A 14,721-nucleotide genomic window follows, 5' to 3' on the forward strand; every position below is an offset into this window, starting at 1 on the left:
CCCAGGCAGAGCCAGCCGCATCCGAAGCCGTTCCGTGCATTGTCCATCATACGCGCCTCACCGACTGCTGGATCACACTCATCCAATGTCGGGCTTACGACGTATCAGCTTCGCCGCCCATTGGGGGCCTGAGCGGAGTTCGTATGATCGTCACATCCTCGTCGACCGGCGGCGCCCCGGCTGAGCCCCGTATGCGGATCGCGGTCATCGGATCGGGGATTTCAGGGCTCTCCTGCGCCTGGCTGCTGAACCAGCGGCACGACGTGGTGCTGTACGAGCGAGCTGACCGACTGGGCGGGCACACCCATACGGTCACGGCCAACACCGCCTCCGGCCCGACGGCAGTAGATACGGGCTTCATCGTCTTCAACGAGGCGACCTACCCCAATCTGATCGCCCTGTTCGACCATCTGGGCGTGGCGAGCCGCGCGACGGACATGTCCTTCTCGGTGTCGCTGGAGGAAGGCCGGTTCGAATATGCGGCGCCGGCCCTGTTCGCCCAGCGCCGCAACGTACTCCGACCCCGGTTCTGGTCGATGCTGTCCGAGGTCTGGCGTTTCTATCGAGAGGCGCCGGCGGCGTTGGCCTCGCTCGACGACCCGAACATGTCGCTCGGCGACTTCCTGCAGCGCGGGCGTTTCAGCGCGGCCTTCCGCGACGATCACCTGCTGCCGATGGCGGCGGCGATCTGGTCGTCGCCGGCCGAGGCGTTGCTGGAATATCCCGCCGCGGCCTTCCTGCGCTTCTGCGACAACCACGGCCTGCTGCAGCTGATGGGCCGACCGCTATGGCGCAGCGTCATCGGTGGCAGCCGCACCTATGTTGACCGGATCGCGATGGAGCTAGACGGCGTTCGCCTCGGGCGCGACGTGGTGGATGTCCGGCGGACCGGGGACGGCGTCATCGTCGGCGAGCGCAACGGTCGACGCGAGCGGTTCGATCACGTCGTGCTGGCGACCCACGCAGATCAGGCGCTGGCGCTGCTGGATGCGCCGACGGAGGCGGAGCGGCGGACGCTGGGCGCCTTCCGTTACAGCCGCAATCTGGCGGTGCTGCACACCGATCCGGCACTGATGCCGAAGCGCCGTCGGGCCTGGGCCAGCTGGAACTATATCGGCGCGCGTGACGGGCTGTGCGTCAGCTACTGGATGAACCAGCTTCAGGGCCTGCCGGGACAGGATCTGTTCGTGACCCTGAACCCGCCCCGGCCGCCGAAGGCCGAGGCCCTGCTGCGCAGCGAACTGTATGAGCATCCGATCTTCGACGCGGCGGCGCTGCGGGCGCAGGCGTCGCTGTGGGATCTGCAGGGCGAAGGCGGGGTGTGGTTCTGCGGGGCGCATTTCGGCGCCGGCTTCCACGAGGACGGGCTGCAGTCGGGGCTGGCGGTGGCCGAGCAGCTGGGCGGGGTGCGCCGGCCGTGGACTGTCGCCGACGAGAGCGGGCGGATACAGATCGGCGTCCGCCCGGCGCGGCGCATGGAGACGGCTGCGTGACCCAGGCTTCGGCCCTCTATGCTGGCGGAGTGGTGCACCAGCGGCTGACGCCCCGGCGGCATCGGCTGGAGAAGCGTATCTTCTGGCTGCTGCTGGACCTGTCCGAAGTGGATGGGTTGGCGCGGCGCCTGGGGCTGTTCTCGCGCAATCGGTGGAACCTGTTCGCCTTCTTCGACAAGGACCATGGCGACGGGTCAGGACGGCCGCTGCGAGCCCAGGTCGAGACGCGGCTGGCGGCGATCGGGGTCGACCTTGGCGGGGGCGCCATCCGGCTGCTTACGATGCCGCGGGTGTTCGGCTTCGTCTTCAACCCGATCAGCGTCTACTACTGCCAGGCCGCCGACGGGCGGCTGGCGGCGATTAGTTACGAGGTCACCAGCACCTTCGGTGAACGGCGCTGGTACGATCTGGCGGTGACGGCGACGGATGACGTCTTCCGCCAGACCTGCGCCAAGTCGCTGTACGTCTCGCCCTTCCTCGGCATGGAGATGCAGTACCGGTTCCGCGGACGCGCGCCGGCCGACAGGGTAGCCCTGACCGTTGGCTGCGCCGACGCCAGGGGTACAGTGTTGACAGCCAGCCTGTGGGGCGAGCGGCGGCCGCTGACTGATGGGGCGCTCGCGAAGACCGCCGTGACTTTTCCGCTGATGACGCTGAAGGTCTTGGCTGCCATCCATTGGGAGGCGCTGCTGTTGTGGCTGAAGGGGGTTCCGGTGACGCTGGCACAAAAGCCGAAAGCCGTTCTGGCCGGGGACGCGCGGTGACCGCCGTAGTCCCGCTTGCGCCGGGACGACCGGTCGCGGCCTTCGGCGCCGGGCTGTTCATGCGTCTGCTGTCGTCCAGCTGGACCCACGGCCGGCTGACCGTGACCCTGCCCGACGGTTCGGAGCATCATCTGGAAGGGCGCGAGCCCGGACGCTCGGCGGTCATGGTCATCAGCGACTGGCGATCGGTGCGCCGCGCCATCGTCGGCGGCGATATCGGTTTCGCCGAGGGCTATATGGCCGGCGAGTGGGACAGCCCGCACCTCGCCACCCTGCTGGAGGCGTTCGCAGACAATTATGATCGGCTGAGCCGGCTGGTCGACGGCAATCCGGTGCTGAACGCCGTGAACCGCGTCGCGCACGGGCTGAACCGCAACAGCCGGCGCGGCTCGCAGCGGAACATCCACGCCCACTACGATCTGGGCAATGCCTTCTACGGCGCGTGGCTCGATCCCTCGATGACCTATTCCGCGGCGCGGTTCAGCACGGCGGAACAGTCGCTGGAACAGGCCCAGAAGGCGAAATACGCCCGCCTCGCCTCCATCATGGACCTGCGCCGCGACCAGACAGTGCTGGAGATCGGCTGTGGCTGGGGCGGGTTTGCGGAATACGCGGCGCGCGAGGTCGGGGCCCAGGTGACGGCCATCACCATCTCGCGCGAGCAGCACGACTTCGCGCGGCGCCGCATGCATGAGGCGGGGCTGTCCGAGCGCGCCGACATCCAGCTGATCGACTATCGCGACGTGCAGGGGCGGTTCGACCGCGTGGCCTCCATCGAGATGTTCGAGGCGGTGGGCGAGCAGTACTGGCCCGACTATTTCGCGACCCTGCGTCGGGTTCTGGTCCCGGGCGGCCGCGCCGGACTGCAGATCATCACCATCCGCGACGACCTGTTCGAGGGCTATCGCCGTCGACCCGACTTCATCCAGAAATACGTCTTCCCCGGCGGCATGCTGCCGTCGGAGCCGCGACTGCAACCGGTGATCGCCGGAGCCGGGCTGGACTGGGACATCACCGAGCGGTTCGGCGGCGACTACGCCGCGACCCTGGACCAGTGGGGACGGCGGTTCGAGGCAGCCTGGGCCGGGATCGCCGCGGGCGGCCGGTTCGACGTTCGCTTCCGGCGGCTCTGGCTGTTCTATCTGGCCTATTGCGAGGCCGGGTTCCGGTCGGGACGGACCGACGTGATCCAGATTGGACTGTCGGCGGCCGGGGACGGCGGCTGAAATCCGCCTTGCCGACGGCGGACGCCGCCGCCTAGTGTCGCCTCCATGACTTTCGGACGGCCGGAGCAGCGAGTTTGAGCCTGACCACAGCCCTTCTTGTTGCGGCGGTGATCGCGGCGCCGGTCGTGGGCCAGACTCCGCCGATCTTCAATCCGGGCGCGCCGGGTCAGGGCTCGCGGGTGGTCAGCGCCGCCGAGGCGGTCGAGCTGAGCCGGACCGGCTACGTCGACGCCGACGTCCGCTTCATGCAGCACATGATCGTGCACCACACCCAGGCGGTGGAGATGGTGGCCCTGCTGGAGAGCCGGGGCGCCTCCCCTCTCGTGCGCCGGCTTGGCGAGCGGATCGGACAGAGCCAGGCCGCAGAAATGGCGCTGATGCAGGAATGGCTGGGCAGCCGGGCGTTGCCAACGGCGGCCGCCGACCCTCACGCGGGGCATGCAGGCCATATGGCGATGGGAGCGGATGCGCCTCTGATGCCGGGCATGCTGACGCCGGCGCAGATGACGGCTCTGGCCGCCGCGAGCGGTCCGGAGTTCGACCGGCTGTTTCTGCAGGGCATGATCCAGCACCATCAGGGCGCGCTGGACATGGTCGACGCTCTGCTGGACGATCCCCAGGCGGGGGAAGACCCGACCATCTCCGACTTCGCCACATCCGTGAACGCGGATCAGTCCGCCGAAATCCTGCGCATGCAGTCCATTCTGTCCGAGCTTTGAACCGATCCATCCGAGGGGCGACCATGAACATTCGCAGTCTTCTGTTGAGCTCCGCCGCGGCGGCCACCGTCCTGTTCGGGGCCGTGGCGGCGCAGGCGCAATCGCCGGCCGTGGGCCCCGACGCCCGCTCCGCCCTCTCCGCCGGCCTGCGGGACGCCGGACAGGCCGCCTCAGGCCTGACGCTGGAGTATTCGGTCGCGCCGGCGCCGGGCTTCTTCGATCCGGACTCGCTGTGGGGCCCGCCGACCGCTGAGGAAGCTGCGGCGATGCGCGCCCGGGCGGCCGCGGTCGAGGCCGGGACGGCGCAGCCCCTGCCCGCTCCGAAATACAGCCCGCTGGCCTTGGCCAACAGCGACATGGCGATGTCGGGCGGTCGGCTGTTCGTCGGGAATTTCAACGGCTTCAACGCCTATGATGTGACGCAGGGCGAGCCGGAGCTGGTGCTGTCGGTGGTCTGCCCGGGCGGTCAGGGCGACCTGTCGATCCACGGCAATCTGCTGTTCATGTCGGTTGAGCAGAACCGCGGCCGGCTGGACTGCAGCGCCCGGGGCGCAGAGGGCGACGTCAACGCCGAACGCTTCCGCGGCATCCGCATCTTCGACATCAGCGACCTGAGCGCGCCGCGCCAGATCGCCGCCGTCCAGACCTGCCGTGGGTCGCACACCCACACCCAGGTGCCCAGCCCGACCGATCCGAACGTGCTCTACATTTACAACTCGGGCACCTCGAGCGTGCGCAAGAGCGGCGAACTCTCGATCTGCAGCGACGGCGAGCCCGGGCAGAACGCCGAGACGGCGCTTTATTCGATCGACGTCATCAAGGTGCCGCTGAACGCGCCGGAGCAGGCGGCGATCGTCAGTCGGCCCCGCATCTTCGCCGACCGCGAGACGGGAGAGATCGCCGGGCTCTGGAAAGGCGGCCGCTACGGCGTCGCCGGTCAGGAGTCGGGCCCGACCAACCAGTGCCACGACATCACCGTCTATCCGGAGATGGGTCTGGCGGCGGGCGCCTGCAGCGGCAACGGCATCCTGCTCGACATCTCGGACCCGGAACATCCGTCGCGGGTCTCGGAACTGTTCGACCCCGACATGGCCTACTGGCACTCGGCGACCTTCAACGCCGCCGGCGACAAGATCCTGTTCACGGATGAATGGGGCGGCGGCGTCGGTGCGCGCTGCCGGGCCCAGGATCCGGCGACCTGGGGCGCGGACCTGATCGCCACGATCGAGGATGGCCGTCTGGTCGGGAAGAATTTCTTCAAACTGCCGTCGGTCCAGACAGCGGCTGAAAACTGCGTCGCCCACAATGGCTCTCTGATCCCGGTCCCCGGCCGCGATCTGATGGTCCAGGCCTGGTATCAGGGCGGCATTTCGATCGTGGACTTCACCGATCCGGCCAAGCCGTTCGAGGTCGCCTATTTCGACCGCGGCCCCGTGGACGCGAACCGGATGTATGTGGCGGGCCACTGGTCGGCCTACTGGTTCAACGGCCGCATCTACGCCAGCGAGATCGCCCGCGGCCTCGACGTGCTGCGTCTCCAGCCGGGCGACAACCTGTCGGCGGCGGAAATCGCCGCCGCCGAGCGGATCATGGCCGAGACGATCAACCCGCAGACCCAGACCCGACCGGTGTGGGAGGACAGCCCCGACGTGGCGCAGGCCTACCTGGACCAGCTGGCGCGGTCCAACGGCATCGAGGCCGGTCTGGCCGGGCGCGTCCGTACCGCGGTCGAGCAGTGGCGCGGCGGAAGGGTCGACAAGGCTGGCGCGGGCGAGCTGTCCCGCGCGCTGGCGGTCATTCCCGAAAACGCGGCCAAGGCCGACGGCGCGCGGCTGAAGGCGCTGTCCGAACTGTTCGGGCGGCTCGGACAGCGGGGCTGACGGCGATGCGGCTCCCCGTCCTCGCCGCCGTACTGGCTCTGGGCTGCGCCGCTCCGGCGGTCGCCCAGACGCCTGCCGCCCCTGCACCGGCTGAGACACCGGCCGCGCAGCCTGCCGACGTCGCCTCGCCCGAGGCGATCGTCGCGGCGCTGTACGACGTGATCTCGGGAGACGCCGGGGTCGAGCGGGACTGGGACCGGTTCCGCTCGCTGTTCCATCCGACAGCGCGGCTGATGCCCTCCGGCGTCAATCCGCAGGGCGTGGGCGTGGCCCGTTCGATCACGCCGGACGACTACATCGCCCGCAGCGGCCCGATCCTCATGCGCGACGGCTTTCACGAGCGCGAGATCGCCCGGCGAACCGAGCGGTTCGGCCACATGATGCATGTCTGGACGACCTACGAGAGCCTGCACACGCTGTCGGACGCCGCTCCGTTCGCGCGCGGGATCAACAGCGTCCAGCTGTTCAACGATGGCACCCGCTGGTGGATTCTCAGCGTCTACTGGCTGGGCGAAACGCCGGCCACGCCGATTCCGCCGGAGTATTTGCCCGCCGCCGGGTGATCGGCGGACGGTGACGGGCTCGGCATTTGATCGGCCTTTCGCAACTGCGTAAGGAATGGGCTCCGTTCCGGGAGTCGCCATGTCCACCCTGCAGTCCGCCGCCCTCGCCCGCGTAAAACCTTCGGCGACGCTGGCGGTCACCGCCCGGGCGCGCGAGCTGAAGCGTGAGGGACGCGACGTCATCGGCCTCGGCGCCGGCGAGCCGGACTTCGACACGCCGGAGAACATCAAGGAAGCCGCCATCGCGGCGATCCGGCGCGGCGAGACCAAATACACCGATGTCGATGGCATCCCCGAGCTGAAGGCGGCCGTGGCGGCCAAGTTCAAGCGCGAGAATGGCCTGTCCTACGAGACCAGCCAGATCCACGTGGCGCCGGGCGGCAAGACCGTGATCTACAACGCTCTCGTGGCGACGCTGTCGCCCGGCGACCAGGTGATCGTCCCGGCGCCCTACTGGGTGTCCTACCCCGACATGGTCCTTCTGGCCGGCGGCGAGCCGGTGACCGTGGTCGGGCACGAGGCGGACGGCTTCAAGCTGAAGCCGGCCGCGCTGGAGGCCGCGATCACGCCGCGCGCCAAATGGCTGATCCTGAACTCTCCCTCCAACCCGACCGGCGCCGCCTATACGGGCGACGAACTGGAGGCGCTGGCGGCGGTGTTGCGGCGCCACCCGCAGGTCTGGGTGCTGACCGACGACATGTACGAGCACCTGATCTACGGCGACTTCGACTACCGCACGATCGCCGAGGTCGCGCCCGACCTGTTCGAGCGGACGCTGACGGTGAACGGCGTCTCCAAGGCCTATGCCATGACGGGCTGGCGGATCGGCTATGGCGGCGGTCCGAAGCCCCTGATCGACCTGATGCGCAAGGTGGCGGGCCAGACCACCACCAACCCCTCGGCGATCAGCCAGTGGGCGGCGGTCGAGGCGCTGAACGGGCCGCAGGACTTCATCGCCGAGCGGGCGAAGCATTTCGAGGCGCGCCGCGATCTGGTCGTGTCGATGCTGAACCAGGCGACGGGCATTCGCTGCTCCACGCCGGAGGGCGCCTTCTACGTCTATCCGTCCATCGAGGGTCTGATCGGCAAGCGGACCGAGGGCGGCGCGGTCATCGACGGAGACGATGCGTTCGCCGCGGAACTGCTGGACGCGGAAGGCGTGGCCGTGGTGCAGGGCTCCGCCTTCGGCCTCAGCCCCTATTTCCGCATCAGCTATGCGACCTCGGAAAACGTGCTGGAAGAAGCCTGCCGCCGCATTCAGCGGTTCTGCGCCTCCCTGCGCTAGGACGCCCGGCTGACCGCAAAGTCGGCCAGTTGCTCCAGCGCGGTGCGCCATTCGCTGGCGGGCAGCGGCTTGAGCGCATCCTGGGCGGCGGCGGCGTAGTCCCAGGCGGTGTCCAGCGTGGCGCCGATCGCACCCGTGCCGACGATCAGCTCGCGGGCGCGGCGGAAGTCGTCGTCGGTGCGCTCGCCCTTGTTGATGGTGCGCTCCCAGAAGGCATCCTCGCGGCCGCGCGTGCGGGCGGCGGCGACCAGGAGGGGCATAGTCACCTTGCCCTCGTGGAAGTCGTCTCCCGCGTTCTTGCCGAGCACTTCCGACGAGCCGCCGTAGTCGAGTGCGTCATCGGCCAGCTGGAAGGCCAGACCGAGGTTCAGGCCGTAGGCGCGCAGGGCCTGCACGGCAGTCTCATCGGCAAGGGCCCCCACCGCGCCCGCCTCGGCGGCGGCGGCGAACAGTTCGGCGGTCTTGGCCGAGATGATGCGCAGATAGGTGTCCTGATCGAGGTTCAGGTCGTGAGCCCGCGTCAGCTGCAGGACCTCGCCCTCGGAGATGACGCTGGAGGCGGTGGCGAGAATGCCCAGTGCCCGCATCTGGCCCGTCTCGACCATCAGTTCGAAGGCGCGGGCGAACAGGAAGTCGCCGACCAGCACGCTGGAGGGCGCGCCCCAGATCAGGTGGGCGGCGGTCTTGCCCCGGCGCAGGTTCGAACCATCGACGACGTCGTCGTGCAGCAGGGTGGCGGTGTGAATGAACTCGACCGCTGCGGCCAGTTTGCGCGAGGAGTCAATGTCGTCGGACGCGCCGGACGCCCGCGCGGCGGCCACGGTCAGCAGCGGGCGCAGGCGTTTGCCCCCCGCCGAGACGAGATGCTCGGCCAGCAGCGGAATCACCGGCACCTGCGACTGCATCCGCTCGACGATCAGGGCGTCGACAGCGGCCATGTCGTCCTTCGCCAGCCGCACCAGCGGCTCAACGTCTCCCTTGGGGCGGGAATCGGCGACGGTGACAGCGTCCAAAGGAGAACTCACGGGCGGGGCGCGGGGGGAGGATCACGCCTGAAAATCCAGCCGCCGCTTGCAGGGCGGCGACGCGGCGCACAATGGTGACCGGGCCATGAAGGGTCAAGCCGCGTGACCGTCGCACCGTTCCCTCCGCAGGACGGAGACATCGTCGAGAACGCCCTGTTGGGCGGCCGCGTCCGGCTGCGCCAACCGGCGAAGGGCTATCGCGCAGGCATGGATGCGGCGCTGCTGGCGGCCGCGGTGGGCGCGAAGGCGGGCGAGCGGGTCATCGAGGCGGGCTGCGGCGCGGGCGCCGTGCTGATGCAGGCCGCGGCGCGGATGCCGGGCCTGACGCTGGCAGGCGTCGAGCGCGATCCGGTCATGGCGGCGCTGGCGCGGGAGAATGCGGCGCTGAACGGGACTGAGGCGACGATTCTGGAGGGCGACGTGGCGGCCGGTTTCCGGACGCTGGGGCTGGAGCCGTTCGACCGAGCGATCAGCAATCCGCCGTTTTTCGACGATCCCGGGGCGCTGCGGGCGCCCTCCCCGGGCAAGCACGGCGCCTGGATGGCGGAGGATGGGCTCGCGGCGTGGACGCGCTTCCTGCTCAAGGCGGTGCGCGAGGGCGGACGGATCGTAGTGATTCACCGCGCGGACAGGCTGGCGGACCTGCTGGCGCTATTGGGCGAGACGGCCGGATCGTTCGCCATCAGACCCGTGCATCCCTATGCCGATGAGCCCGCCAAACGGGTGCTGGTGCAGGCGATCAAGACTGGCAAGGCTCCGTTGCGGCTGCTGCCGCCGTTGGTGCTTCACGACCGGTCGGGCGGGAAACACACGGCCGAGGCGGAGGCCATTCTGCGCGGCGAGGCGGCGCTGGACTGGTGACGACTTGCCTGGGCTGACGACGCGCGCTTGAGTGCCGACTGAACGAGGGCGGCACGATGCGGATCATCATCTTTCTTCTGGCTCTCATCCTCGCGGCTCCGGCGGCGGCCCAGGACGCCGTGCTGCTGCGGCCGGCGCGGGTGTTCGACGGCGCCGAGGCGCGGCCGCATGAGGGCTGGTCCGTGCTGGTCCGCGGCAAGACCATCGAGGCGGTCGGGCCGAACTTGACCGCGCCCGAGGGGGCGACCGTCGTCGACCTGCCCGGACTGACGCTGATGCCCGGCATGATCGAGGGCCATTCGCACCTGTTCCTGCACCCCTACAACGAGGCCAGCTGGGACGACCAGGTGCTGCACGAGCCGCTGGCCCTGCGCACGGCGCGAGCGACCGTGGCGGCGCGTGACACTCTGATGGCCGGATTCACCACCGTGCGCGACCTCGGCACCGAGGGGGCGGGCTACGCCGACCTGGGGCTCAAGCAGGCGATCGAGCAGGGCATTGTGCCGGGCCCGCGCATCCTGACCTCCACCCGAGCCATCGTGGCGACGGGCGCGTACGGACCCAAGGGATTCGAACCGGGCGTGCCGGTGCCGTTGGGCGCCGAGCAAGCCGATGGCCCGGACCTGCTGCGCGTCGTGCGCAGCCAGATCGGCGCGGGCGCGGACGTGATCAAACTCTACGCCGACTACCGCTGGGGCCCCGGGGAGCCGAGCCGGCCCACCTTCACCCAGCAGGAAATTGCGGATGCTGTCGCCGCCGCCCACGCCGCCGGGCGCGAGGTCGCGGTGCACGCGGGTACCGAGGAAGGCATGCGACGCGCCATCCTAGCCGGCGTGGACACGATCGAGCACGGCGACGCCGGAACGCCGGAGATCTTCCGCCTGATGCGCGACCGCGGCGTGGCCTTCTGTCCTACCCTGGCCGCGACGGACGCGATCACCCGCTACCGCGGCTGGAATGGTCAGGAGCCGGCGCCCGCGGGCGTTCTGGCCAAGCGCCGGATGTTCACCGAGGCGCTGGAGGCCGGGGTGACCATGTGCATGGGCGGCGACGTCGGCGTCTATTCGCACGGCGAGAACGCTCGCGAGATGGAACTGATGGTCGCCGGGGGCATGCCGGTCGCGGATGTCCTGCGCGCGGCGACCTCCGGAAACGCCCGCATCTTCGGCATCGACGACCGGCTCGGCGCGGTGCGGGCAGGGCTGCTGGCCGACCTCGTGGCGGTCGAGGGCGATCCGACACGGGACATCGCGGCCGTGCGGGCTGTCCGGCTGGTGATGAAGGACGGCGTCATCGTGCGGGACGACGCCGCATCCGCGCGCTAGACAGCCGCCATGTCCCTGCGCCCCCTGTTCGTCACCCAGGTCTACGAAGCCTCGCTCGCCGCTGGCCCAGGCTTCGCCGACTTCAACGCCGCCCTCGCTGACGCCTGCCGGATGCTGGCCGCCGAGGACCAGGCCGGCCGGATGTGGTGCCGCGAGCATGGCTATCGCGGCTACACCTCCTACGGCTCGTTGACCGACCTGCCGCACCGCCTGCCCGAGTTCGCCGAGCTGAAGCGGCATCTGGACCGGCACGCCGTCGCCTACGCCAGGGCGCTGAACTTCGATCTGGCGCGCAAACCGCGGCTGGACAGCCTGTGGGTCAATATCCTCAAGCCCGGCGGCGGCCATTCGGGCCATATCCACCCTCACGCCTTCCTGAGCGGCACCGTCTATGTCGAGGTGCCGGATGGCGCATCGGCCCTGAAGCTGGAAGATCCGCGCCTGCCGATGATGATGGCCCGGCCGGCGGTGCACGCCGACGCGCCAGAGGCCGAGAAACCGTTCGTCTATCTCGCCCCGCAGGCCGGCACGGTGCTGATGTGGGAAAGCTGGCTGCGCCACGAGGTGCCGCCGAACGCCGCGAAGAGGGAGCGCATATCGGTCAGTTTCAACTACGCCTGACCGCCGGCGTTAAGAATGCCGGTTAACCGGGCGCCAACGCTGATCGGCGAAGATCGCGCCGCCTGACTTGGGCCTTTCGCCCTGACTGATGCCGACATGTTCCTGCCCCGCGCCACCGGCGTGATCCTGCTCCTCTACAGCGGCTTCCACATGACCCTCGGGTTGTGGGTGCCCCAGTTCCCGTGGCTGCTGACGGGTGTGCTGCTGATCGTCGGAGCGATCGCCCTGCTGGCCTGCCGCCCGTGGTCGAGGATCGTGGTCTATGCCGCCGCGGTGGCCGCCGCCGCCGTGGGCCTGATCGGTCAGGTGTCCGCGGCGGGCACGGCGAACGCCGACGTTTCGCTGGCGGTGGTCATCTGGACTCTATGGACGTCGCTGTGGCTGGCCGTGGCCTATGTCGGCGCCCGCTATCTTCCGGACCCGGATTTCACGCCGAGCGACGCCTGACCGGTGGATCTGGTCAGAAGCTGGCCGGGACGGAGAACGGCCGGTCGCTGTCCAGCACAAACATCACCCACTGATCGAGATCGGTCTCGCCACAGCTGGTGAGCTGCATGACCGCGCCGGGTTGGTGGCCGTTCATCGATTGGCCCGCGGAAACCTCTGCGTCGCCATGCGTGGTGCGCTGGCAAAGCTGACCGCTGCGGACATAGAAGGCTTCCGATCCGGGATGGGCGTGCACAGGCGTGCGAGCGCCCGGCGGACCTCCGGCGCGATTCAGGCGCAGCGTCCAGGCCGCCGCCTCGGGGACCGGCGCCGGTCCAATCTCCGCCTCCAGTCGCCAGCCCGGCGTTCGCGCGCCCTGCGGCCCGAGGGTGAACAGCCACGCACGCCCGTCAGCCTCCGCCGACAGGGAAAAGTCGCCGGCGGCGGTTCCCGCGACGGGACCGGGCGCGCTCTCCACCCGCCAATAGAGGGGACCGTCGGGCAGGCGGGCGACGGCCCGTTCAGCCACGTTGACAACCCGGAACTCGCCGGCTGTGGGGGCGGTCTGCGCCGCGGCCTCGAGACTGCCCGTCAGAATGCAGAGGCTGGCGAAAGCGGCGGTTCGCGGGCGTGACCATTTCATCGGCGCGTCTCCGTCGGGCGGGCGTCCAGTTTAGCACAGATGGCGACCTCCGCGCCGCGCCATCAAACCGCCCTGCCCGGCCGCTATAGATTGCCCTGACGGCGCGCGGTCGCTACACCCCGCGCCAACCTCCCCCGCACTTCAGACGACAGGCGCGACGCACCTCATGGCGCAGCAATATATTTTCCAGATGCAGGGTCTGACCAAGACCTTTCCCGGCGGCAAGAAGATCTTCGAGAACATCTGGCTGAGCTTCTACAACGACGCCAAGATCGGCGTGGTCGGCGTCAACGGCTCGGGTAAATCGACCCTGCTGAAGATCATGGCGGGGCTCGACAACGAGTTCACCGGCGAGGCCAAGGCCGCCGACGGCGTCAAGCGCGGTTATCTGGAGCAGGAGCCGCAACTCGACCCCGCCCTGAACGTGCGCGAGAACGTCGAGGCCTGGTGCGAGGAGAAGCAGTGGGTCTCCCGCTTCAACGCCATCGCCATGGAAATGGCCGAGGAATACACCGACGAACTGATGGCCGAGATGACGGCCCTGCAGGAAAAGATCGACGCCGGCGACGTCTGGGACATCGACAGCCGCATCGAAATGGCCATGGACGCCCTGCGTTGTCCGCCCGACGACTGGGAGGTCACCAACCTGTCGGGCGGTGAGAAGCGCCGCGTGGCCCTGGCCCGGCTGCTGCTGTCCAAGCCCGACATGCTGCTGCTCGACGAACCGACCAACCACCTCGACGCCGAGTCGGTGGCCTGGCTGCAGCACCACCTCGAGAACTTCCCCGGCTGCGTCATCCTGGTGACCCACGACCGTTACTTCCTCGACCTCGTGACCAAGTGGACGCTGGAGCTGGACCGCGGCAAGGGCCACCCGCACGAGGGCAACTACTCCTCGTGGCTGGAGGCCAAGCAGAAGCGCGTCGTGCAGGAGCAGTCGGAATCCGAAGCCCGCCAGCGCGCCCTCACCCGCGAACTGGAATGGGTGCGCTCGGGCGCCAAGGCCCGTCAGGCCAAGTCCAAGGCCCGTCTGGCCGCCTATGAGCGGATGGTGGACGAGCAGGAGAGCATGCGCGGCGCCCAGACCCACGCCGTCATCCAGATCCCGCCCGGCCCGCGCCTCGGCAATGTCGTGCTGGAGGTCGAGAACCTTGAGAAATCCTACGGCGACAAGCTGCTGTTCAACGGCCTGTCGTTCAAGCTGCCGCCCAACGGCATCGTCGGCGTCATCGGTCCGAACGGCGCCGGCAAGTCGACCCTGTTCCGCATGATCACGGGTCAGGAAGAGCCCGACGGCGGCACCATCCGCGTCGGCGAGACGGTCAAACTGGCCTATGTCGACCAGAGCCGCGACGACCTGAAACCGGACGAGACCATCTGGCAGGCCATCTCGGGCGGCACCGACATCATGATGGTCGGCAAGCGCGAGATTAACACCCGCGCCTATGTCGGCAGCTTCAACTTCAAGGGCGGCGACCAGCAGAAGAAGGTCGGCCAGCTGTCCGGCGGTGAGCGCAACCGCGTGCACCTGGCCAAGACGCTGGCGACCGGCGGCAACCTGATCCTGCTCGACGAACCGACCAACGACCTGGACATCGAGACGCTGCAGAACCTCGAGGAGGCGCTGGAAGGCTTCGCCGGCTGCGCCGTGGTCATCTCCCACGACCGCTGGTTCCTCGACCGTCTGGCCACCCACATCCTCGCCTTCGAGGGCGACAGCCACGTCGAATGGTTCGAAGGCAACTTCGAGGCCTATGAGGAAGACAAGAAGCGCCGCCTCGGCGTCGAGAGCCTGATCCCGCACCGGATCAAGTTCCAGAAATTCGGGCGGTAGATACAACCACGACCGTTTCTGACGGGTGTAAGGGGTAGATTGGCGACATTCCGCAC

General features: G+C 68.9%; 14 protein-coding genes. 12 read left to right on the forward strand and 2 right to left on the reverse strand.

Annotation, left to right across the window (positions count from 1 at the left end; all coding sequences use genetic code 11):
- The first annotated feature begins 143 nt into the window (after positions 1-143).
- The 7 genes from GGQ87_RS14170 (at position 144) to GGQ87_RS14200 (ending at position 7,930) form a co-directional block, all read left to right on the forward strand.
- Positions 144-1,493 (forward strand): NAD(P)/FAD-dependent oxidoreductase, encoded by a 1,350-nt coding sequence (locus GGQ87_RS14170; protein ID WP_168048834.1) that lies wholly within the window; start codon positions 144-146, stop codon positions 1,491-1,493.
- Positions 1,490-2,257 carry a DUF1365 family protein gene (locus GGQ87_RS14175; protein WP_168048836.1) on the forward strand — a complete coding sequence of 256 codons (768 nt, stop codon included), beginning with the start codon at positions 1,490-1,492 and terminating at the stop codon, positions 2,255-2,257. The genes GGQ87_RS14170 and GGQ87_RS14175 overlap by 4 nt, the downstream gene beginning before the upstream one ends.
- Positions 2,254-3,483, forward strand: a complete 1,230-nt coding sequence (locus GGQ87_RS14180) for a class I SAM-dependent methyltransferase (protein WP_425339284.1) — start codon at positions 2,254-2,256, stop codon at positions 3,481-3,483. The genes GGQ87_RS14175 and GGQ87_RS14180 overlap by 4 nt, the downstream gene beginning before the upstream one ends.
- A gap of 74 nt (positions 3,484-3,557) precedes the next feature.
- Complete coding sequence (locus GGQ87_RS14185) at positions 3,558-4,202, forward strand: DUF305 domain-containing protein (protein WP_168048838.1); 645 nt, start codon at positions 3,558-3,560, stop codon at positions 4,200-4,202.
- Positions 4,203-4,225: 23 nt separating this feature from the next.
- Positions 4,226-6,082 (forward strand): LVIVD repeat-containing protein, encoded by a 1,857-nt coding sequence (locus GGQ87_RS14190; RefSeq protein ID WP_168048840.1) that lies wholly within the window; start codon positions 4,226-4,228, stop codon positions 6,080-6,082.
- Between the two features lie 5 nt (positions 6,083-6,087).
- Entirely contained in the window at positions 6,088-6,645 is a 558-nt protein-coding gene (locus GGQ87_RS14195) for a hypothetical protein (protein ID WP_168048842.1), read from the forward strand.
- A 79-nt stretch (positions 6,646-6,724) separates the two neighbouring features.
- Positions 6,725-7,930 carry a pyridoxal phosphate-dependent aminotransferase gene (locus GGQ87_RS14200; protein ID WP_168048844.1) on the forward strand — a complete coding sequence of 402 codons (1,206 nt, stop codon included), beginning with the start codon at positions 6,725-6,727 and terminating at the stop codon, positions 7,928-7,930.
- On the opposite strand, the gene GGQ87_RS14205 is transcribed toward GGQ87_RS14200, so the two are convergent.
- Positions 7,927-8,943, reverse strand: a complete 1,017-nt coding sequence (locus GGQ87_RS14205; protein ID WP_425339285.1) for a polyprenyl synthetase family protein — start codon at positions 8,941-8,943, stop codon at positions 7,927-7,929. The two genes, GGQ87_RS14200 and GGQ87_RS14205, sit on opposite strands and share 4 nt — an antisense overlap.
- 114 nt (positions 8,944-9,057) lie before the next feature.
- On the opposite strand from GGQ87_RS14205, the gene GGQ87_RS14210 reads away from it, so the two are divergent.
- The 4 genes from GGQ87_RS14210 to GGQ87_RS14225 all read left to right on the forward strand — a co-directional run bounded on the left by GGQ87_RS14210 (position 9,058) and on the right by GGQ87_RS14225 (position 12,209).
- On the forward strand, positions 9,058-9,816 hold the full coding sequence (locus GGQ87_RS14210; RefSeq protein WP_342448375.1) for a tRNA1(Val) (adenine(37)-N6)-methyltransferase: 759 nt from the start codon (positions 9,058-9,060) through the stop codon (positions 9,814-9,816).
- A gap of 56 nt (positions 9,817-9,872) precedes the next feature.
- The gene (locus tag GGQ87_RS14215; RefSeq protein ID WP_168048846.1) at positions 9,873-11,141 is read left to right on the forward strand and encodes a metal-dependent hydrolase family protein; all 1,269 of its coding nucleotides are present in this window, start codon (positions 9,873-9,875) and stop codon (positions 11,139-11,141) included.
- Between the two features lie 9 nt (positions 11,142-11,150).
- The gene (locus GGQ87_RS14220; protein WP_168048848.1) at positions 11,151-11,762 is read left to right on the forward strand and encodes a TIGR02466 family protein; all 612 of its coding nucleotides are present in this window, start codon (positions 11,151-11,153) and stop codon (positions 11,760-11,762) included.
- Between the two features lie 96 nt (positions 11,763-11,858).
- The gene (locus GGQ87_RS14225) at positions 11,859-12,209 is read left to right on the forward strand and encodes a hypothetical protein (protein ID WP_168048850.1); all 351 of its coding nucleotides are present in this window, start codon (positions 11,859-11,861) and stop codon (positions 12,207-12,209) included.
- 13 nt (positions 12,210-12,222) lie between these two features.
- Here GGQ87_RS14225 and GGQ87_RS14230 read toward each other — a convergent pair whose 3' ends face one another.
- A complete protein-coding gene (locus tag GGQ87_RS14230) occupies positions 12,223-12,831 on the reverse strand; it encodes a cupin domain-containing protein (RefSeq protein WP_168048852.1) in 609 nt (202 codons plus the stop codon).
- A 166-nt stretch (positions 12,832-12,997) separates the two neighbouring features.
- Here GGQ87_RS14230 and ettA point away from each other — a divergent pair, with 166 nt between their 5' ends.
- Positions 12,998-14,665, forward strand: coding sequence for an energy-dependent translational throttle protein EttA (gene ettA, locus GGQ87_RS14235; RefSeq protein WP_168048854.1), 1,668 nt, complete (start codon positions 12,998-13,000; stop codon positions 14,663-14,665).
- The last annotated feature ends 56 nt before the right edge of the window (positions 14,666-14,721 follow it).

The sequence above is a fragment of the Brevundimonas alba genome (assembly GCF_011927945.1).
Lineage (GTDB): Bacteria > Pseudomonadota > Alphaproteobacteria > Caulobacterales > Caulobacteraceae > Brevundimonas > Brevundimonas alba.

Excerpts from the sequence above, each read along its gene's own strand:
- GGQ87_RS14220 (WP_168048848.1), top strand. The coding sequence starts at position 11,151 with ATGTCCCTGCGCCCCCTGTTCGTCACCCAGGTCTACGAAGCCTCGCTC.
- GGQ87_RS14215 (WP_168048846.1), top strand. The coding sequence starts at position 9,873 with ATGCGGATCATCATCTTTCTTCTGGCTCTCATCCTCGCGGCTCCGGCG.
- GGQ87_RS14170 (WP_168048834.1), top strand. The coding sequence starts at position 144 with ATGATCGTCACATCCTCGTCGACCGGCGGCGCCCCGGCTGAGCCCCGT.
- GGQ87_RS14225 (WP_168048850.1), top strand. The coding sequence starts at position 11,859 with ATGTTCCTGCCCCGCGCCACCGGCGTGATCCTGCTCCTCTACAGCGGC.
- GGQ87_RS14190 (WP_168048840.1), top strand. The coding sequence starts at position 4,226 with ATGAACATTCGCAGTCTTCTGTTGAGCTCCGCCGCGGCGGCCACCGTC.
- GGQ87_RS14230 (WP_168048852.1), bottom strand. The coding sequence starts at position 12,831 with ATGAAATGGTCACGCCCGCGAACCGCCGCTTTCGCCAGCCTCTGCATT.
- GGQ87_RS14195 (WP_168048842.1), top strand. The coding sequence starts at position 6,088 with ATGCGGCTCCCCGTCCTCGCCGCCGTACTGGCTCTGGGCTGCGCCGCT.
- ettA (WP_168048854.1), top strand. The coding sequence starts at position 12,998 with ATGGCGCAGCAATATATTTTCCAGATGCAGGGTCTGACCAAGACCTTT.
- GGQ87_RS14200 (WP_168048844.1), top strand. The coding sequence starts at position 6,725 with ATGTCCACCCTGCAGTCCGCCGCCCTCGCCCGCGTAAAACCTTCGGCG.